This is a genomic window from Mycobacterium paragordonae (assembly GCF_003614435.1).
Lineage (GTDB): Bacteria > Actinomycetota > Actinomycetes > Mycobacteriales > Mycobacteriaceae > Mycobacterium > Mycobacterium paragordonae.
Window position 1 is genome coordinate 5,474,275 of record NZ_CP025546.1, and the last position, 18,432, is coordinate 5,492,706.

The 18,432-nt window shown below is 66.2% G+C and carries 20 protein-coding genes and 1 tRNA gene; 5 read left to right on the forward strand and 16 right to left on the reverse strand.

Annotated features, from left to right (window positions below; genetic code table 11):
- Nucleotides 1–21: 21 nt before the first annotated feature.
- The 15 genes from C0J29_RS24385 to C0J29_RS24455 all read right to left on the reverse strand — a co-directional run bounded on the left by C0J29_RS24385 (nucleotide 22) and on the right by C0J29_RS24455 (nucleotide 13,182).
- The gene (locus C0J29_RS24385; RefSeq protein ID WP_120793817.1) at nucleotides 22–1,443 is read right to left on the reverse strand and encodes a virulence factor Mce family protein; all 1,422 of its coding nucleotides are present in this window, start codon (nucleotides 1,441–1,443) and stop codon (nucleotides 22–24) included.
- Nucleotides 1,440–2,480, reverse strand: coding sequence for a virulence factor Mce family protein (locus C0J29_RS24390; RefSeq protein ID WP_065045029.1), 1,041 nt, complete (start codon nucleotides 2,478–2,480; stop codon nucleotides 1,440–1,442). Before C0J29_RS24390 ends, C0J29_RS24385 begins: the two co-directional genes overlap by 4 nt.
- Nucleotides 2,477–3,784, reverse strand: coding sequence for an MCE family protein (locus C0J29_RS24395; RefSeq protein ID WP_120793818.1), 1,308 nt, complete (start codon nucleotides 3,782–3,784; stop codon nucleotides 2,477–2,479). The genes C0J29_RS24390 and C0J29_RS24395 overlap by 4 nt, the downstream gene beginning before the upstream one ends.
- A 2-nt stretch (nucleotides 3,785–3,786) precedes the next feature.
- Complete coding sequence (locus C0J29_RS24400) at nucleotides 3,787–4,647, reverse strand: MlaE family ABC transporter permease (RefSeq protein WP_120793819.1); 861 nt, start codon at nucleotides 4,645–4,647, stop codon at nucleotides 3,787–3,789.
- A 1-nt stretch (nucleotide 4,648) separates the two neighbouring features.
- Nucleotides 4,649–5,443 carry an MlaE family ABC transporter permease gene (locus C0J29_RS24405; protein ID WP_065045047.1) on the reverse strand — a complete coding sequence of 265 codons (795 nt, stop codon included), beginning with the start codon at nucleotides 5,441–5,443 and terminating at the stop codon, nucleotides 4,649–4,651.
- A gap of 456 nt (nucleotides 5,444–5,899) precedes the next feature.
- Nucleotides 5,900–6,571, reverse strand: coding sequence for a TetR/AcrR family transcriptional regulator (locus tag C0J29_RS24410; protein WP_120793820.1), 672 nt, complete (start codon nucleotides 6,569–6,571; stop codon nucleotides 5,900–5,902).
- 169 nt (nucleotides 6,572–6,740) lie between these two features.
- Nucleotides 6,741–7,058: a hypothetical protein gene (locus C0J29_RS24415; RefSeq protein ID WP_231513449.1), complete on the reverse strand. Its 318-nt coding sequence runs from the start codon at nucleotides 7,056–7,058 to the stop codon at nucleotides 6,741–6,743.
- Nucleotides 7,059–7,234: 176 nt separating this feature from the next.
- On the reverse strand, nucleotides 7,235–7,657 hold the full coding sequence (locus C0J29_RS32970) for a hypothetical protein (protein ID WP_242460536.1): 423 nt from the start codon (nucleotides 7,655–7,657) through the stop codon (nucleotides 7,235–7,237).
- 109 nt (nucleotides 7,658–7,766) lie between these two features.
- A complete protein-coding gene (locus C0J29_RS24425) occupies nucleotides 7,767–8,501 on the reverse strand; it encodes a hypothetical protein (protein ID WP_120793821.1) in 735 nt (244 codons plus the stop codon).
- Nucleotides 8,498–9,406, reverse strand: coding sequence for a vWA domain-containing protein (locus C0J29_RS24430; RefSeq protein WP_120793822.1), 909 nt, complete (start codon nucleotides 9,404–9,406; stop codon nucleotides 8,498–8,500). Before C0J29_RS24430 ends, C0J29_RS24425 begins: the two co-directional genes overlap by 4 nt.
- Complete coding sequence (locus tag C0J29_RS24435) at nucleotides 9,403–10,368, reverse strand: hypothetical protein (protein WP_242460537.1); 966 nt, start codon at nucleotides 10,366–10,368, stop codon at nucleotides 9,403–9,405. Before C0J29_RS24435 ends, C0J29_RS24430 begins: the two co-directional genes overlap by 4 nt.
- Nucleotides 10,359–10,832, reverse strand: coding sequence for a hypothetical protein (locus C0J29_RS24440; protein WP_120793823.1), 474 nt, complete (start codon nucleotides 10,830–10,832; stop codon nucleotides 10,359–10,361). The genes C0J29_RS24435 and C0J29_RS24440 overlap by 10 nt, the downstream gene beginning before the upstream one ends.
- Nucleotides 10,822–11,688 (reverse strand): DUF58 domain-containing protein, encoded by an 867-nt coding sequence (locus C0J29_RS24445; RefSeq protein WP_120793824.1) that lies wholly within the window; start codon nucleotides 11,686–11,688, stop codon nucleotides 10,822–10,824. Before C0J29_RS24445 ends, C0J29_RS24440 begins: the two co-directional genes overlap by 11 nt.
- Nucleotides 11,689–11,695: 7 nt before the next feature.
- Nucleotides 11,696–12,697: an AAA family ATPase gene (locus tag C0J29_RS24450; protein WP_120793825.1), complete on the reverse strand. Its 1,002-nt coding sequence runs from the start codon at nucleotides 12,695–12,697 to the stop codon at nucleotides 11,696–11,698.
- Between the two features lie 125 nt (nucleotides 12,698–12,822).
- Nucleotides 12,823–13,182: a hypothetical protein gene (locus tag C0J29_RS24455; protein ID WP_120793826.1), complete on the reverse strand. Its 360-nt coding sequence runs from the start codon at nucleotides 13,180–13,182 to the stop codon at nucleotides 12,823–12,825.
- A gap of 55 nt (nucleotides 13,183–13,237) precedes the next feature.
- On the opposite strand from C0J29_RS24455, the gene C0J29_RS24460 reads away from it, so the two are divergent.
- The 3 genes from C0J29_RS24460 (at nucleotide 13,238) to C0J29_RS24470 (ending at nucleotide 15,692) form a co-directional block, all read left to right on the forward strand.
- Nucleotides 13,238–14,542, forward strand: a complete 1,305-nt coding sequence (locus C0J29_RS24460; protein WP_120793827.1) for a PQQ-dependent sugar dehydrogenase — start codon at nucleotides 13,238–13,240, stop codon at nucleotides 14,540–14,542.
- Nucleotides 14,543–14,692: 150 nt separating this feature from the next.
- The gene (locus C0J29_RS24465; RefSeq protein WP_120793828.1) at nucleotides 14,693–15,445 is read left to right on the forward strand and encodes a hypothetical protein; all 753 of its coding nucleotides are present in this window, start codon (nucleotides 14,693–14,695) and stop codon (nucleotides 15,443–15,445) included.
- 40 nt (nucleotides 15,446–15,485) lie between these two features.
- A complete protein-coding gene (locus C0J29_RS24470) occupies nucleotides 15,486–15,692 on the forward strand; it encodes a hypothetical protein (protein ID WP_162951546.1) in 207 nt (68 codons plus the stop codon).
- Between the two features lie 79 nt (nucleotides 15,693–15,771).
- Here the strand turns inward: C0J29_RS24470 and C0J29_RS24475 are convergent.
- Nucleotides 15,772–15,845 (reverse strand) — tRNA-Leu (locus C0J29_RS24475).
- A 360-nt stretch (nucleotides 15,846–16,205) separates the two neighbouring features.
- Between C0J29_RS24475 and C0J29_RS24480 the strand changes: the two genes are divergently transcribed.
- Entirely contained in the window at nucleotides 16,206–17,084 is an 879-nt protein-coding gene (locus tag C0J29_RS24480) for a PPE family protein, SVP subgroup (RefSeq protein WP_120793830.1), read from the forward strand.
- Between the two features lie 52 nt (nucleotides 17,085–17,136).
- Nucleotides 17,137–18,315 carry a PPE family protein gene (locus C0J29_RS24485; RefSeq protein WP_120793831.1) on the forward strand — a complete coding sequence of 393 codons (1,179 nt, stop codon included), beginning with the start codon at nucleotides 17,137–17,139 and terminating at the stop codon, nucleotides 18,313–18,315.
- Nucleotides 18,316–18,432: the final 117 nt, after the last annotated feature.

Sequence of the window (18,432 nt, forward strand, 5' to 3'; positions counted from 1 at the left end):
TGCGGTGCGCGATATTGATGCTCAACTCTGACCTCCCGTCGTTCCTTCGGTGCGCGCGCCCGGTGGCGCATTGGGCGGCAGCGGCACCGGTGTGCCCGGGACGTCTGGCGGCGGCTCACCGGGGCGGCCGGCGATCGGGATCCCCGGCGTCGGAGGTAGGCCGTTCGGGTTCGGCGGCGAGGTCTGTACGTCGAGCGGGGCCGGGAAGCTGCCGCCGAACGGACCCACGTCAACGCCCGCGCAGGGCAACGGATTCCACGGGCGTGGCAACGCGTCGGCCGCCGGGGTATACGAACACGCGGTTCCTGGTGGGACGGCCGGCCCGGGGTGCTCCGGGGTGCCTTCCAGCACCTGCGGCGCGGGAGGTGGAGCGCCGTTGGGGAACCGGGTGCCGTTGGGATCGGGGAAGCGGAACGCGGGAAGGCCGGCGCTGCGCCAGAATTCCTCCGGATCCAGGCCGCGCTTCTTGAACGCGGCATCGACGAACGGCTGCAGCATCCAGAACGGCAGCAGGTTGGACAGGACGATCTTGAAGAACGGCCCCGACGCGACGGACTCGCCCAGCCCCGCGGCGAATTGGCTTACGAACGTGAGCGTTTGAGCCAGATCGTCCTTGCGCTGTACCAGCACGTCGGTCAGGGTGTGCAGCTGCTCCAGCGCCGCGTTCAGGTTCGGGTTGTCGTTGATGAATCCCTTTATCTGTGCCGCAACACCCGAAATGTTCTGTAGCAGAGAGTCGATGGCCCGGCCGCGTTCGTTGAAAGCCACCAGCAGTGTCTTTGCGTTGACCAGCAGTCGGTTGATCTGTTCGCTGCGGTCACCGAGCACGCTGGCTACCTGATTGGCTTGCGCGAGCAGATGTTTGATCTCGTCATCGCGTTTGCCGATAGTGTCGGAGAACCTGGCCACGCCGTCGAGGGCGGCACTGATGTGCGGGTAGGTCTGATCGATGGTCTGGGACAGGACATTCAGCGATTGCTTGACGGTGTCGATGTTCCATCCGGTTGCGGCCCTGGTGATGTCGAAGTTCGCGTCGTAGAGCTGATAGGGCGTAGTGCTTTGGCCCAGCGGCAGCACACCTCCGGGCCGCAGGACCTTGGTTCCCCGCGGCTCGATCTCGAGTACTTTCTTACCCAGGATGGTGTCCGTCTTGATCGCCAGCCGGCTTTCGGTGCCGATTTTGTTGCCGCCGATGGAGAATTTGACCAGGACGTGGTCGCCCTCGACCTCGATGCCCTCCACTTTTCCGACATTGACCCCGGTGATGCGCACCTTGTCGTTTTTGTTCAACTGACCCGATTCGGTGAACTGCCCGTAGAAGGCCGGGGTCGCGAACATCATCGGGACGCTGGTGAAGCTCTGGCCGACGATTACGACGAGCACCAGTACCGCGATGCCCATCAGACCGACCCGGTTGCGGTTGAATTCGGTGAGTGTCCTCATTGGGCCGTGCACCTGCCCGTCGACTGCTTCCAGATCCGGACCGTGCGAACCGGGCCGCCGCCCTGCAGTCCGTTCCACCGGATGGAGAGGTCGCAGAGGTAAAAGTTCACCCAGTCGCCGTACAGACCGATGCTGCGTCCGATCAGGTTCAGCGCGGTGGGGGTCTTGTGGATCAGGTCACTGAGCTGCTCGCGTTGATCGATGAGCGGCTGCTGGAAGGCCTGCAGGTAGTTGATCTCCTTGTGCAACAGCGCACGGTTGTCCGCCAGCAGTTCCGACACCGTGCCGGCGGCGTTGCTGATGTTGGCCAGTCCCGCCGCCAGCGGATCGGCGTGGTTCTCCAGACCGGTGATCAGCCTCTCGAAGTTGTCGATCGTCTCGTCGAACTCCTGGCGGTGCCGAACAGTGGTGTCCAGCACGATGTTCAGATTCTTGACCACCTCGCCGATCGCCTCGTCGCGTTCGGCGAGGTGCGAGGTGAGCTGCGCGGTCTGGTCCAGGATGTCGTTGATGGTTCCGCCCTGACCCTGGAACACGGTGATGATCGACGAGGCGATGGTGTTGACCTTGTCCGGTTCCAGGGCCTTGAACAGCGGCTTGAATCCACCAATCAGGGCGTCGAGGTCCAGGGCCGGTGACGTCCGGGACAGCGGAATCAGTCCGCCCGCTGGCAATATCTGGTCTGCTCCGTCACCCATCCCCCGCTTGAGTTCGACGAAGCGGTTGCCGAGCAGGTCGAGATAGCGGATCTGCGCGGTGGTCGACTGGTACAGCTGGATCGAGCGGTCGATGGCGAAGTCGACCCGCACCCGGTTGCCACCATCGATCAGGTTTACGGATTTGACCTTGCCGATCTCCACTCCGGAGGCGCGCACGAACTGGCCGTCTTTCAGGCCGCTGCCGTTGGCGAACTCCGCGGAATAGGTGTTGGTGCTGATGAAGCGCAGCTGCGCGAACACCACGAAGATCGATACGACGATCAGGGTCAGCACCAGCGAGACGATGCCGAGTTTGATTGCGCTGCCGGTGATTTTCATGGGTTGATCGTGTTGTCCCCGACTTGGCGGCCCCACACGTACTCGAGTGCGTATGGCGAACCGGTGTCCACGTGGTTGTACGGTGCGAGGCTGGCGCCGGTGTCCACCACCAGGCTCGGCGCCGGCCAGAAGTCATGGTTGATCGGCTGCCAACAGCCCGGCGCGCCGCCCGGTCCACCATGGGCGTTCACCCGCGGCAGATTCTCCGGATAGGTATAGGGATTCGGTGAACCGCCGACCAGCCCGGCCACCCCCAGGAGTCCCTGCGAGAGCACCGCGCCGGTCAGCCCGGGCAGCGTCAGGATGCCACCCAACCCCGACGTCAGTTCGGTCATGGTTTTCAGCCCGTAGCCGTTGCCGCCGCCCGTCGTCGCGTATGCCGCCGGCTCGGCGTCGCGGTAATTCCGGATGGTGCAGAAGATTTCGGGACTGTAGGTGTCGAACAGCTGGGCGGTCGGAAGCAGATCGGAGATGCCGCGCTGCAGGTAGGGCCCACCCCGGGTGAAGATGTCTGCACCGGTGTCTCCCAGGCCGGCGGCGGCCAGCAGAGCGGAATCCAGTTCGGCTTCCTGCCGGTGCAGTGTGCGCGCGGTCACGACCGCGTGGTCCAGGGCGTTGAAGAGATCCGGCGCGGCGTTGTTGTAGGTGTCGGCCAGGGCGGCGAGCTGCTGAATGTCGTGCCGCACCTGCGGCATTCGGGGGTTGATGTCGTCGAGGATGGCGTTGGCGTTGACGATCGACTGCCCGAACTTGTCGCCCAGCCCGGCCAGGGCCTGCGCGGCCGCGGACAACGTCAAGTTCAGCTTGATCGGGTCAACCTTCTCCGCTATCGCGGTGAGGGTCTCGAAAAGGGTATTGAACTCGGTGGTCACCGACCTCGCATCGATCTCCTGCTTCGATGAAATACGCTGCGCCGTAGGATTTTTCGGAGAGTTGAGGGATACGAACTTGTTGCCGAAGACGGTGGTGGCCTTGATGTTGGCCTCCACATTGGCCGGAATCAGCCTGATGTACTCCGGATTGACTTCCATCGAGAACTTGGCCACCGGCACGCCGTCGCGCTGGATCTCGGAGATGTTGGTGACACGGCCGATTTCGACCCCGTTGTAGGTGACCTTCGATCCCGGGTCCATCACCAGGCCGGCCCGGGGAGCCACCATGGTCAGCGGCGTCTTCGGCGTCAGCTTGCCCCGGAACTGAAACCACACGAATCCCAACACAACTGAGAAGACGACGAGGAATGCCACCGCGGCGGTCTTGTACGGCGGGATGCGCGGTGGATTCTCTTTGACTGGGGCGGTCATGTCTACACGGTGAGGTTGAAGTTCGGGTTCTTGCCGTAGACCGCCATCGCGGTCAGCACAACCACGACGACGATCGTGATCAAAGACAGCCGCATCGACCGACCGACCGCCTCGCCGACCCCGACCGGCCCGCCGTGAGCGGTGTAGCCGTAGTAGGAGTGCGTGGTCATCACCACCAACGCGACGAGGATCACCTCGGCGAACGACCAGCCCACATCGTTGAGACGCAGGAACGTGTGGAAATAGTGGTTATACGTGCCCGCGGACTGCCCGTACAAGAAAACGGTGGTGACCTGCGTGGACACGAAGGCCATGGTGATGCCCAACGCGTAGAGCGGGATGATGACGATGAGACCCGCCACCACCCGGGTGGACGCCAGGAAGGCGATCGACCTGACACTCATCACTTCCAGCGCGTCGATCTCTTCGCTGATGCGCATGGCGCCCAGTTCGGCGGTGGCGCCGGCGCCAACCGTGGCTGCCAGCGCCTGACCGGCGGCCACCGGCGCCACGAACCGGACATTGACCATTGCGGCCAGAAAGCCGGTGAAGGCCTCGACACCGATGTTCCCCAGCGACGCGTAGCCCTGGATGGCGACCAACGAGCCCGCGGAGAGGGTGATGAACCCGACGATCGCGGCCGTGCCACCGGCCACGGCCATAGCACCGGTACCCATCCCCATCTGGGCGACCATGCGTATCAGCTCTTTGGGGTAGCGACGCAGGGCGAACGGAATCTGGGCGACCGCGGTCACCGCGAACCAGACCATCTGCCCGATCTCGAGCAACACCTTGACCGGGGCTTCGCCGTAGCGGCCGAGGTTTGCTCGGGGAAGTTTGAGATACGTTGTGGCAGTGGCCATGTCAGCGCCCCGTTCCGAATCTGACGCCGATTGTGGTCAGGGCCGCGTTGACCGCGAACAGGGCGATGAAACAGAGCACAACCGTCTCGTTGACGGCCGTGCCCAGGCCTTTGGACCCGCCGCGGACGATCAACCCGCGATAACAACCGACGAGGCCGGCGATCAGCCCGAAGGTGGCCGCCTTGATGTTGGCGATCACCACTTCGGGCAGGCCGGTGAGGGCGGTCAGGGTGGAGAGATATGCACCGCTCGAGACGTTCTGCAGGTACACGCTGAACAGGTAGCCGCCGCCCAATCCGACGGCGATCACCAACCCGTTGAGCAGCACGGCGACGATCGTCGAGGCGACGACCCGGGGCAGCACCAGACGGTGGATCGGGTCGATGCCGAGCACTTCGAGGGCATCGATCTCCTCGCGGATGGTGCGCGCACCGAGGTCGGCGCAGATGGCAGTACCACCGGCGCCGGCGACGACCAGCACCGTCACGATCGGGCCCAACTGGGTGACGGCGCCGATGCCCGCGCCGGCCCCGGAGACGTCGGCCGCACCGAACTCGGCCAGCAGGACGTTGAGGGTGAAGATGAGCAGCACGGTTTCGGGGATCGATACCGCGATGGTGGGCAGCAGCGACACCCGCATCAGGAACCAGCCGATCCAGATGAACTCGCGCCACTCGAACGGCCGTTTCAGGGCTTTGGCGGTCAGCACGCACATTCGGAAGAACCCGCCGGCCACTTCGGTGCCCGGCCGGATCTTGTTGCCCACCCGGCCGGCCATGGTGTGTGAGGCGGTCATCGGCATGGACTCCCGAAGGCGGTTGGCCGAACGGCCTTTCGGCGCTCGATTCGGCTGCTGGACATCGTATTTCGGGACACTACGGTGTGGTGGTGAGCCGTGACGCCGTCCTGCCGGTGGACCACGTGCTTCGGCTGACCGGCAGTCCCGGTCCCCACCCGTCGGATCGATGCCGCCCGCGATTGCGCCACCGCGCAACTATGGCACTAGACCGTACGTGCAGTCAACAGATTGCGAAATGTCGGTGTCGCTGCGGGATCGGGGCATCTCGATCCCGGTCGCCAGTTCGCCACGCGTACCTGGGCTGAGCAGCACATTTCGTCGAATTCCGCGATCGCCGTGTGGTTTCAGGGGGCTACGCCGCGGGACGAAGACTATACGTACAGTCAATATCGAGCGCGTGGCGACCCAGCGGCCAATTCGCCACGCAAATCGGAAGATTCGGTGTTCAACCGGTCAGTTCGAGCTACCGGTCACCGCGTTGAGGCACTCGCGTACCACCGAGACGACGTCGGATGACGGACTGGCCCACTTGCTCAGACCCAGCCGGTCCAGTAAGAGTCCGCCGAGGAACACGTCCACGAAGGCGGCCCCGACTCGTTCGGGGGTTCGCGAGTCGTTGGGGTCGAACCACACCCACATCCATTCGAGCGATCCCCACAGCTGTAGTGCCGCGAGATCGACGTCCACACTGCGGAATACACCGGAATCCACTCCGCTGCGAATCTCGTCGATGGTGAGTGCCTGCAGTTGATGGCGCAACTTGCGCACCTGCTGCATTGCCGGATCGTCCGCCAACTGAACCACCTCGCGCTGGCTTGCCACCGTCGCGTCGCGGGACATCACCTGCAGCAGTGCGGAGGTGAAAATGATTGCGGCGATGCGCTCGTGCGGGGCCCCTACCCGATCCCACACCATCCGCAACACATCGAGCTGACTGGCCAGATGGGCTTCGGTCAGCTCCCGCAGCATCTGAGCCTTGGTGCCGAAGTGGTGAACGATGGTGCCCTTCGACATGCCCAACTCATCGGCGATATCACCGATATTTGTTCTCTCATAACCACGTTCGGCGACGTAGCGGACAAACGCGTCAAGGATCTCACTACGTCTGCCAGGTGATCTGGGCATTTAACACCTTTGGCGTAGACTAACCGTACGAACGGTCTATCATAACCATCGCCGCGTGAACATCCCCCAACGACATCCGCCTCTTAACCGGTGCAAGCGCAAGCCGGCGCGTGCATCACGCCGGCCGCGAAGAAAATTGCCCGGAGCGTCCCAGGCCAGAACTCCGGAACTACAAAGCCTGCAACGGCCTACTGCGAGTGGTTGCGTCAGGGGCCGTGACGACGTACATGTTCGCACCGGGGGCGGCCTTGATTTCGCCGGTGGTGTACATCGTCATGAGTTCCCGGCCGTCGCTGTCGGCGACGCACACATAGGTGTCGGTCTCCGGGTCGTACTCGAAGCTGTCCCAAGCCAGTACAAACGCCAAGCAGTTGCCGTCGCGATCGGCGACCACGAGCTTGTGCGCGCCAGACTTCTTGAGTAGCTCCGCATCCTGCGTGCGCCGCTGAGAGACCCCGTTCTTGTGCATCGGTACGCTGTTCAACATCTCTGTGCTCCCTTAGCGAGGTTATCTCCGTCCGGTCCGGGCACGCTACAAATCCCGACCTGGCGGTACGTCGGACATTACCTCGCAATACCGGGTGCTACCAGGGCATTAAGGCCCCTGTCAAGGGGTCGTTAGTTGCTACATCGGCACAGGGTGATCACGCTGTGCGACGAGATTTACTTGTCGTCTTTGTCGTCCTCGTCGTCCTCATCGTCGTCGTCCTCGTCGTCATCGTCGTCATCGTCATCGTCATCGTCGTCGTCTTCGTCGTCTTCGTCGTCATCGTCTTCGTCTTCTTCGTCGTCCTTGTCGTCGTCTTCGTCGTCTTCGCTGTCCTCGTCGACATCGCCGGACTCCCTGGCCTCGTCCAGCTTGTCCGCGTACTTCGTCAACAACCCGGCGAGTTGACGAGCTTCTTCAGGTTCCAACGCATCCTCGAACAGTTGATCGTCGCTCTCAGAGATGCGCTCCAGGTAAACCGCGTTGCTCTCGATACCGACATCCCAACGGCCGCCCTCTTGATGAACCATTCGATGCCCTTCCTGATAGTCGCCGGATTCATAACGCGGCACGCCCGCGCTGGGATCGTGATTACCCACTTCTGCTCCCGCGCAGTCGCTCGCTGCGCATGGCTTTGAGTCTGCGGCCAGGGCGGTGTGCACTCGCACGAATCCGCCCTCCGCGCAGAGTCAACGCGGAGACGAAGCCCTAGCCCGGCGGTGCCGCGCCCGCCGCGTCCTGCAGCACCTGCTGCAACTTATCCAGCGGATCACCCTCAGTGGGGTCGAGCCGGCGTGGGGGGATCTCTCGCCCGTCGGGTGATACGGCGACCGGCAGTGGGAGCACCACCGGAGCCGGTGGTGGAGGTGGGGGTGGGGGCTGCAGGGCGGCAGCCGGCGGCGCGTTCAGCGCATTCCTCTTGTCCGTCAACCGTTTTGCCGCATCGCGACGGATGCCCTGCCGCTCGGTGTCCGGGTCCTTGTTGTCGGCGAAACAGGCCTGCGGTGAGTCACCGATGACGGTCAGCGCGCTCGCGTAGCGTTCGTCGGCGCGTGACCGGTCACCGGCCGCCACGGCGCGGTCGCCCTGGGTTTCACGGACCAGTTCGAGGTTGACCCGTACCGGGCAGGAGTCTGCGGTGGCGGTGCGGGCCAGCGCTGCGGTGAATTCCCGTTCCGCCTCGTCGAGCCGTCCGTCAAGCACGGCGGCGGCGCCCGCGGCGAACGGCGCCTTGGCGGGCTCGATGACGTTGGCCACGCCGAGCACCCCCGCATCGTCCCGGAGGGCACCCGCGTCGCCGCGCTGGAAAGCCGACGCAGCCGAATCCCCGGCCACCACAACCGATATCAGTTTCGCGACGACCAGCACCACGACGAGAACCAGCGGAGCCGAGTAGATCAGCAGCCGCCGTCGCAGCCGCAGCCGTGCCGGTCGCAGCGTCATGCCGCGTCCCTCCGGGTGAGACGGTTGCGCCGGAACTCGCGAACCGAGAGGTAGATCTCGCTCAGCAGCAGTACCGCGGCGAGCAGCGCGGGCAGCCAGTACAACTCGAACAGGGCGCCGGCCTCAGCGCGGGCGCCGGCGGCGCTCGGGCGGTCGGGCAGGTCCGGCTGCAGGGGCTGACCGGGCTCGCGGTGCTGGTAAGGCACGACGAGCTGGCCCGCCACTTTCCGCAGTTCGGCTTCGTCGATCGCATCGGTGCCGCCGTATCCCAGCACCGCTCCGCCGTCGACCGACCCGCTGTTGAAGTCGCCCTGCGGAGCACGCGATCCGGGCGCGCCGGAACCGAAGTACAGCACGACATTTCGCGTACCCGGATACTGCTGGGCCGCCTGAATGAGCTGATACCGCAGCACGTTGCTCGCCGCCGCGGCGTCGACGTCGAGTCCCGCATTCGGACCGCCGCGGTAGGAATTCAGAGCGGCGATGGTGGGCCGCAGACTCCAGACGTCGTCGGAGAGTGGCCAATCCAGCGTGGCCCGGGAGGCGAAGTCGATGAGCGCGTAGCGCGCCGCCGGGTACTGCTTGATGAAGGCCGCGATGTCGTCGCGCATACCTGTCATCACGTCCGAGTCCACCGATCGATCCACGATCAGAAAGACATTGAGGTTCTCCCCGGCCGCGGCTGTAGTGCCGCCGCGGGTCTTGTCGTCTTGGAGCGCGGGGCGGGTGGCGGCGGCGATCACCAGCAGCACCGCCAGCGTCACCCCGCCCCAGCGCAGCACCGTGCGGACACGTCTGCCTCCGGCCGACAGCAGCACCTGGCGCAGCGCAACCACGCGCGCCAGGACCAGCGCGCCGGCGACAACAGCCAAAATCGGCCAGGGCAATACGGGTTGGAACGTCACCGGCGCAACCCCATCAGCGCCACCGAAAGCACGGTCGCCGAGAACAGCGCGATCGCCAGCGGCACCACCGGTTGGTCCGCGGAGTCCGCTTTGGCGACGGCGCCGTGGCGTCCCGGGCTGTTGTGCGCCCGGATGTCGTCAAGGGCTCCGGACACCGACCCCGGCACGAGGTACCGTCCGCCGGTCTGCTCGGTGAGCGCGAGCAACGAGCCGCTCTTCGGCGACGGTGCCGTGTCGACCACATTGAGCTGGACCCCGGCACGCTCGGCTAGATCGCGCACCGCACTGCCGGTGAACAGCGCGGCGCGTGGCTCCCCCGCCATGCGCAGATCCGACGGCCCCAGATAAATCACCGAACGGCGTTGCGCCCCGCGCTGCTCGAAGTGCGGGAATCCCGAAATGCACAGCGCCAGAGCATCTTCCACACTCGTTGCGTAGTCGGTGTACGGCACCGCCGGCGCGAAGAACGCCGACTGCAACCTGGGCGCTCGAGCGAACTCGCCGAACCGTGACACGGCGTACTGATGGTCCCGCGTCAGTGGCACCAGCCGGCGGTTCACCGATGTGAGACCGATGCGTTGGGTCTGCGGCGCCGCGCCGGCCTGTTGCGCGAAGTAGTCCAGCATCTCCACCGTTGCGCGATCGGGCAGCGGCTGCCCGACACACAGCATGATGTCCTCGGGCGTTGCGGCATCGAAGTTTTCACCGGCCGCCGCTGGGCGGGACGCCGCCCACATGGCGGCGCCGAACATGACCGTCAGCACCACCAGGGTCACGATGGTCGACAGTGAACGCAGCCGGGCCACGCGGGCGTATTCGGGCAACCGGGTCAATCGTGCGATGTTGGCCAGCGGGCGTAACCGCCGGCGGGCGGCGGTCATCGGCAGCACCGCGGCCAGCACGACGGCGACCACGAAGCAGCCTGATCCGACGGCCGCTACCGGCCACCACTTCAGGTCCACGAGCGGATCAACTCCTGCGCCATGGCACTCGCGTCGCCGACGTCGACGCTCGTCTCGGCGTTGAACTGCGCATCGTCGAGCAGAGTCAGCAGGGGCGCGGCCGCGTCAAGGTGCCCATCGGTCAGGGCGCCGACATGGAGGTACTGCGCCCGGGCACCGGTTGCCTGGTGCAGAAAGCTGCGTACCGTCCGGGCGATCGCCGCGCTGGCCTGCGGCGCCGACATCCGGCCGGCGCGGTGTTCGTCGGCGAGGTGTCGCACGCGGCGAGCGAAGCGGTCGCGGATCACCCGGGCGTGTATCCGCCGCACGACGGGGATGCGGCGCAGCCGGTGCGATGGCAGCGTCCACACGAAAATGCCTGCGTACCAACCGATGACGGCAACGATCAGGAGCACGGCCCACACCAGCCACTGCGCTGAGTAGGGCTGCGGACCGAAGACGTGGTGCAGCAGGTCATCCGGCACGGCCGGCCACCTCGGTCAGGCCGACGAGTTCGCGGCGGATGTCGTCGCTGCCGGCGATTGTCGCGTGCGGAATCGCACGACGGGTCAGGAACTTTGCCAGGCGGTCGCGGCGGGCCTGCTCGGCGCGGCGGTAGGCGGCGACGACCCGGGGACCCAGGTCGGCTCCATTCAGGACGAATCGGCCGGTGGCGACGTCGTACCCGTCGATGTTGTCCGGGCCAACTGCGGGCATGTCGGACACCATCGCCCACAGCATGTCGTGGCGCCCGCTGAGCCTGGCGAGCACTCCGTTGAGTTCCTCGTCGACATCGGGTTCGTCGGAGACCACGACGATCAGCATGGTGTGGCGGTAATGCGTTGCGACGTAATCGAGTTGGGCGGCGATGGCGCGGGGGCCGGGGCTGGTCATGGTGTGCTGGTACCAGCGGTGCAGCAGTCCCTCGACGTGAGTTTCGCCGCGGCGCTGGGGAACGTTCACCGAGCCGCGGCTGTCGCCGAAAACCATGCCGATCTGATCGGAGCGCCGCAGGCCGATCAACCCGACGGCGCCCATGATGTGGGCGGCCACGTCGCGCTTGTACTCCCCGCTGGGGGCCAGCGCCGACATGTTGCGACCGGCGTCGGCCACCAGCAGGATCTTGTGGTGCTTCTCCGAGATGAACCGTTTGATGAGCACGCTGCCCGACCGCGCGGAGGCCTTCCAGTCGATGTCGCGGACGTCGTCGCCGGGAACATAGGGGCGCAGGTCGTCGAATTCCATGCTGCGCGTGTGCGACAGGGCGTAGCGGCCGCCTTCGAGCAGCCCGCGGGTGTCGGTGCCGAAGTGGGCTTTGGCCCGGTTGAGGTGCTTGCCCAAGGCGAACTCAGGGCACCCGGACGGCCCGCAGGGCGGCGTCGATCACTGTCTCGGGAGTGACGTTGGCGCTGGCCGCTTCGAAGCCGAGGATGAGCCGGTGCCGCAGCACCCGGTGCGCGAGTTTGGCGATGTCCTCCGGCAGTACGTGTGCCCGCCCGGACAGCACCGCCTGGGCCCGCGCCGCCCGGCAGAAGGCGATGGTGGCGCGGGGGCTGGCGCCGTACTCGACCAGGCGCGCGACCTGCTTGGGCAGCGCCCGGCCGGGGTGGCGGGTCAGGTCGACCAGTTGGCTGGCGTAGAGCATCAGCGCCCGGTCCATGTAGACGTGGCGTACGACTTCCTGCAGGCGCAGCACGTCATCGAGGCTGACGACGGGCGCGGTGGGTCGTCGGGTGTCGTAGACGCCGGCGTCGATCCGCGCCATCACTTCCACCTCTTCCTCGGGAGAGGGGTAGCGCACGATCTCCTTCAGCAGGAAGCGGTCGGTCTGCGCCTCGGACAGCGGGTAGGTGCCTTCCTGGTCGACGGGGTTCTGGGTCGCGATGACCAGGAACGGGTCCCCGAGCGTGTGCACCTGGCCGGCGATCGTGGTCTGCCGTTCCTCCATCGCTTCGAGCATCGCGCTCTGGGTCTTGGCGCTGGATCGGTTGATCTCGTCGAGCAGCACGATGTTGGCGTGCACGGGACCCAGTTGAGTGACGAACGAGTTGGTCGACGAGTCATATATCTGGGTGCCGATGATGTCGCTGGGCAGCAGGTCAGGCGTGCATTGGATCCGTTGGAAACGGCCGTGAATCGATTCGGCGAGCACCTTGGCGGCGGTGGTCTTGGCCAGGCCGGGGACGCTTTCCAGCAGAACGTGACCGCCGGCGAGCAGCCCGATCAGCAGCGATTCCCGCAACTCCTGTTGCCCGACGATCTTGGCGGCGAACGCCTCGGAAATGGAGTCGACGATCCGCCGGATTCCGTCGAGTTCACGCTGATCCGGTTGTGTCCGTGCGGTAGTCATATCGCCGCTGGGTTACCCGGGGGCTGAGTTTCCACACGTGTGCCCTGCTGGCTATGCATGCCCCGGAGCGTATCCCGGGGTTGGGAGTGGCCGCCAAGACCGCCCGGGACCTGCGGCTTTGCCTGCTACTCGTCGGCCTGGGCGTCAGCGTTGTCCTGCAGCGCCGCGCGTCGGTCGGCATCAGCGGCCTCGCGGTGCCGAGCCGCCGAACGGAGGTGCTCTTGGACGTCGCCGATGCCTTCCGCGGCCGCCCGCTCGTGAACGGAGGCGGCTTCTTCGTGCACCAACGCCGCTTCCTGGTGCCGGCTGGCGGCCGCACGGTGGGCCTCGGCCGAACGTCGCAGCGATTCCTCGGCATGCTCGCGAGCCACTTCGGCGGACTCCGTCGACGAGCGCCCCTCACTCGTCAGCTGACGGAGTTGCGCCGCTAATTCCTGTACCCGCCGCTCGGCCATTCGGCCGCGCTCGGCAGCGCTGTCGGCCATCTAGAGAGTGTCTCACCCTGGGCAAGACTTCGCGTCGACCGCGACCGCGCCGGGTATGCGTCATCGCGTGCGCATCCCAACTCCGCGTGACGTAGTCGCCGCTGCCCTGGTCGGCATCCTCTTGCTGGCAGCGTGCTCGAGCCCGTCGCATGATTCGTCCCCCGCCCGGTCTGCGCCGCCCGCGGCGGCGCCAGGCAAGCTGGTGTCCGCCCCAGTCAGCGTCGGCGCCGATCTGGCGAAAGCACCGCTCGACCAACCGCGGCAGGCGCTGATTCCCGATGGCTGGACGATGTCGGTGTGGGCGCGAATCCCCAAGGCGCGCTTGGCGACCTGGACGCCCGATGGCGCCCTGCTGGTGTCGGTCCCGGCCAGCGGGCAGATCGTCAAGCTGACCCCGAAATCCGTTGCGGCGCCTCAACAGTCGACGCTATTGGGCGGGCTTGACCAACCGCATGGCATGGCGTTCGCGGGGTCGACGCTGTACGTCGCCGAAAGCGATCAGATCGACGCCTACGACTACTCCAATGGAATGGCCGTCAACCGTCGGACCGTCGCCGCCGGCCTGCCCGACGCGCGCAGCGCCGATCTGCACGGCGCTTACGCGCATGCGCTCAAGAGCGTGGCCGTCGGTCCCGATGGCGCGGTGTACTTCTCGATCGGTTCGACGGCCAACATCTCGCCGCAGGACCGCACCGCGACGCCGCCCAGGGCGACGATCATGCGGATCCCGCCCGGCGGCGGCCCTGCTCAGCCGTTCGCGACCGGTGTCCGCAACGGAACCGGCCTCGCCGTCGCGCCGGACGGCTCGTTGTGGACCGCGGTCAACAATCGCGACAACACACCTGACCCCGGGGGCAAGGTCGACGTCGGCTACGTCAACGACCATCCGCCCGAGTCGCTCGCCCGGCTGACTTCCGGACGCGAATTGGGTTGGCCCTATTGCAATCCCGACGGCGGGCCGGCGAACTTGCCGTTCATCCGCGACATGACCACGAATAAGGACGGGTCTGCGCTGGACTGCGCGACGCTGCCGCCAGTGGAGCAGAGCATGGGTGCGCACTCGGCGCCGTTGGGTTTGGCGTTCACCACGGGTGCGCTGCCGCAGCCCTACGCTGACGGCGCTCTGGTCGGCATCCACGGTTCGTGGAACCGGAAGCCGCCGCAGGCACCCGAGGTGTCGTTCTTCGCCTGGCGCGACGGCGGTCTCGGCGATCAGCAGACTTTGGTCGGCGGTTTTCAGGGCGCGGACGGATCCCGCTGGGGCCGTCCGGTCGCGGCCGTCGTCGGGCCGGACGGGGCGGTGTACATCACCGACGACGACGCGGGCGCTGTGTATCGGTTGGCGCCGCCGGGGCGGTAGCGCCCGTCCATGCTTGTCTCCGTCGGATGCGGTCCGAAAATTAGCAGGTAATTCCCAACAGGGGTGACTTCACATAAACCCCGGCCGGGCGCACGATACCGACATGTACCCGAACCCCAAGGGGCAGGCACCGAACGCGGGGCTGCAGTAATGTCCCCGCCTGGCCGTCAGGCGTACCGCCAGCTCCCGCGCGGGAGTCGCAAGGCGGAATCGAAATACGCCGACCGTCTCGACCATATCGTCGACACGTTGGCCCTTCCTCCGCACAACACGACGCCGGTGATCGAACTGGCCGACGACTTGTCGGGTGTCTACGGGCCGTTCGCGGTGGAGTGGACCGGAAGCGCCGGTTACTACCAGGAGGCCACGATCGACGGAGTTGTTTGCGACGGACCAGCTGCGGTGGTTGGCCAGAGCACGCGGACGTTCGCCCGCGATGGGTACGACTACTTGATCGTCAGCAACGACTACTTGGCGCTGCGCCCTGCGGCCCAGGGGCGGGGTTTCGCCACCGCGCTGTACGACGAACTTGAGATTTACTACCGAAGGTCGGAGGTGGACGTGATAAAGGTCCACGCGGCGCTGCAAAACGGCGGGTATGCCTGGGCGCGGAGAGGCTTCGATTGGGATCCGCGCGAGTTGTGGGCCTCGTTCTCCGACATCCGGGCACGCATCAGCGAACTCATCGACGATCACACGGTCGCCGAGGAGGACAAGCGCGTACTCAGCCGGATAGCGGATCGCCTCGACGAAAACGACCCAGGTCAGGACTGGCCAACACCGAATGAGCTTGCTCGGCTGAGCGGCAAAGATCCCGACCTCGGACGTACCCTGATGGCAGGATCCAATTGGTATGGGGTCTTCCCGCTCAGCGATAAGGGGTTGAGCTATGGCACGGATTAGTCCGGAGATGGCCCAGCTGCGGGGCCGGCACACCCAGAGAATGGGCGAACTGTACCGCGCCTTCTTGGAGGAAAACCAAAACATCGACGCCGACCTTCCCGAGGACAGCTGGACGCCGGAGCAAACCAAAATGTGGTGGGAGTTCACGGCGGAGGAAACCAAGCGCTTCGCCGAGGAACGAGCAGCGCTTGCGGAGCGTCTGAGGACTGAGCATCGGCGCGAACGCGAACGCGGCGCGCCCGCATAGCCTGACGCGGGCAGGCGTGCTTCGCCTTGCCGATCACGTCCTGCATGGCTAAACGTTGGTTTCACCAGCCAAAACGCTGTGCCCCCAGTCGGACTCGAACCGACACTTGGCGGATTTTAAGTCCGCTGCCTCTGCCAATTGGGCTATGGGGGCTTGCACGATAAACAGTGGCGAATCTAGCGCGCGCAGGCTAGATCCGGGACGCTGCATACCCCGAAACGCTAGCGTGCGCGACAGCCGCTTCCTATGTAGGATCGCGCGCCGCGCGCCCAAAGATGGCCCCAGACCCCATGGGCAAGATGACGCGGCCGTATCGCCCGCCAAGAGCTTGTTAAAACTGCGAGCGCCCTCGTTAAGAAGCCGTAAACGTCCGTCACGCTGCGCTTTTCGACCATAACTGTGGAGCTCGGGCTAGTTAGCGTTACGCCAACGCACAGGGGCCGGTACGCAAACACACAGGGGCGACCAGGGGATTCAACGGTCGCCATGTCTTCACACCATAAGGAGCAATAGATGTCATTCCTGACAGCAGTGCCCGCAGAATTGGCCGCCGCGGCGGCGCAGTTGGGAGCGATCGGCAGTGCACTCGCGGCGCAGAACGCCGGTGCCGCGGCCCCGACCACCGCGATCGCGCCGGCGGCCGCCGACCAGGTCTCGCTCATCCAATCCGGCATCTTCACCGCGTACGGCGCGCTGTATCAGCAGATCGCTGCCGAAGCGCAGGCGATGCAAGAGCAGTTTGTGCAGACCCTGGGCCTCAGCAGCGGCACGTACGAGTCATCCGAGGCGGCCAACGCAGCCGCGGCAACGTTGAGTTCCGGCACGGGGTCCGCGGCAGCTACGGCCGCCTCTTCGCCGATTGACGACTTCGTCAACCAGATATCCACGCTGCTCGGTGGCCCCGTTACCAGCGTCGGCGGGCAGCCGTTCAGCTTGTCGGGCAACATGGCCAACATCGGGAGCTACGAGATCGGTAACTTCGCCTCGGCCTCCTCGAACATGCTGGGTCTGACCAGCGGTGGCCTGTTCCCCGAGGGCTTCGGTGTCCCCGAAGACATCGCGGCCGACGCCGCGGTCGAAGGTGCGGCAATCGAAGGCGGTCTCACCGGCGCCGGTGGTGCTGTGGGTCCGGTGGCTGCCAGCGTCGGAAACTCGACGCTGGTCGGCGCGATGTCGGCCCCGCCGAGCTGGGCCGCCGGAACCACGCTGGTGTCCAGCACGGCACCGTCCGCGCTGTCCGGTGCCAGCATCACGGCCGCCCCGGCGGCCGGCGCCGGGGGCATCTACCCCGGTGTTCCGGGCCTGGCCTCGGCTGCACGCAACAGCGCCGGCTTCGGGGCACCGCGCTACGGCGTGAAGCCGATCGTCATGCCGAAACTGACTGCCGTCTAAGCCACCGAATCCACCAGCGACCACCAACAAGCCAAGAGAGACGGGATAGCAAATGTCTTACGCAGGTTTCCCCCCTGAGGTGAACTCCGGGCTCATGTACAGCGGCGCGGGCGCCGGACCGTTCATGGCTGCCGCGGCAGCCTGGAACAACCTGGCCTCCGAGCTGAGCACCACAGCCGCACAGTACGAGTCGATCATCACCTCGCTGACCACCGAGCAGTGGACCGGTGCCGGGTCGGCGTCGGCGGCCGCTGCCGCCCAGCCCTACGTGGAATGGCTGACCACGACGGCGACAGCCGCCGAGCAGGCGGGCATCCAGGCCGCCGCATCGGCGGCCGCCTATGAGGCGGCGTTCACCGCGACGGTGCCGCCGCCGGTGATCGCGGCCAACCGGGCATTGCTCGCCGCGCTGGTGGCCACCAACTTCCTGGGCATCAACACGCCGGCGATCATGGCGACCGAGGCCCAGTACATGGAAATGTGGGTCCAGGACGTTGTCGCGATGACCACCTACCAGGCCGGCGCGGCAGCAGCAGCGGTTCTTGAGCCACTGGTGCCGGCGACACAGACCACCAACCCGGGTGGCGCGGGCGCCCAGGCCGCCGCTGTGTCTGCTGCCCAGGCCGTTGGTCCCGCCGCCTCCTTGGGCGACATCGTCACCGGCCTGCAGAGCGAGTTGTCCAACCTGACCCTCGGCACCTCCTCGATCGGGACTGGCCTGTTCAATGCCTTGCCTGTCCCCGTGCAGGAAGCGCTCACCGCGTTGGACGGCTTCCTTGGCACCCCGCTGATCTTCAACGGCATCCAGCAGGTCGGTGTCACGGCGTCGTGGTTCATGTTCGCCGCCATCCCGAACGGCATCTTCGCCGGTCACACGATCGACGCCAACATCGCGGCCGCAGCCGCGGAGGCGGCCGCCCCGGCGGCGGCCGCGGCCGAGGGCGCGGCCGCCGGCCTGGCCAGCGAGGTGGGAGCCGCGGGCGCCCTGGGCGAGGCGTCCCTCGTCGGGAGCCTGTCGGTGCCGGCCAGCTGGGCCGGCGCTGCTCCGGTGGCGCAGGCGGCCGGAACCGCGCTGGCGGGCAGCGGCTGGACCGTCCCCGAGGAAGGCGCGGCTCCGGGAATGATGGCCGGCATGCCTGGCATGGCCGCGGCCGCCAAGGGCGCCGGCGCCTACGCCGGGCCGCGGTACGGCTTCAAGCCGATCGTCATGCCCAAGCAGGTCGTTGTGTGACGTCAGAAAAAAGGGGGGACAAGTCACTCGTTTAGGCCAGCAATCAGCCGCCGAGCCGTAGTCTCTACCGCTGGACGGCAAGCACAAGCACGATCAACTACGAGATAGGAGACGCAC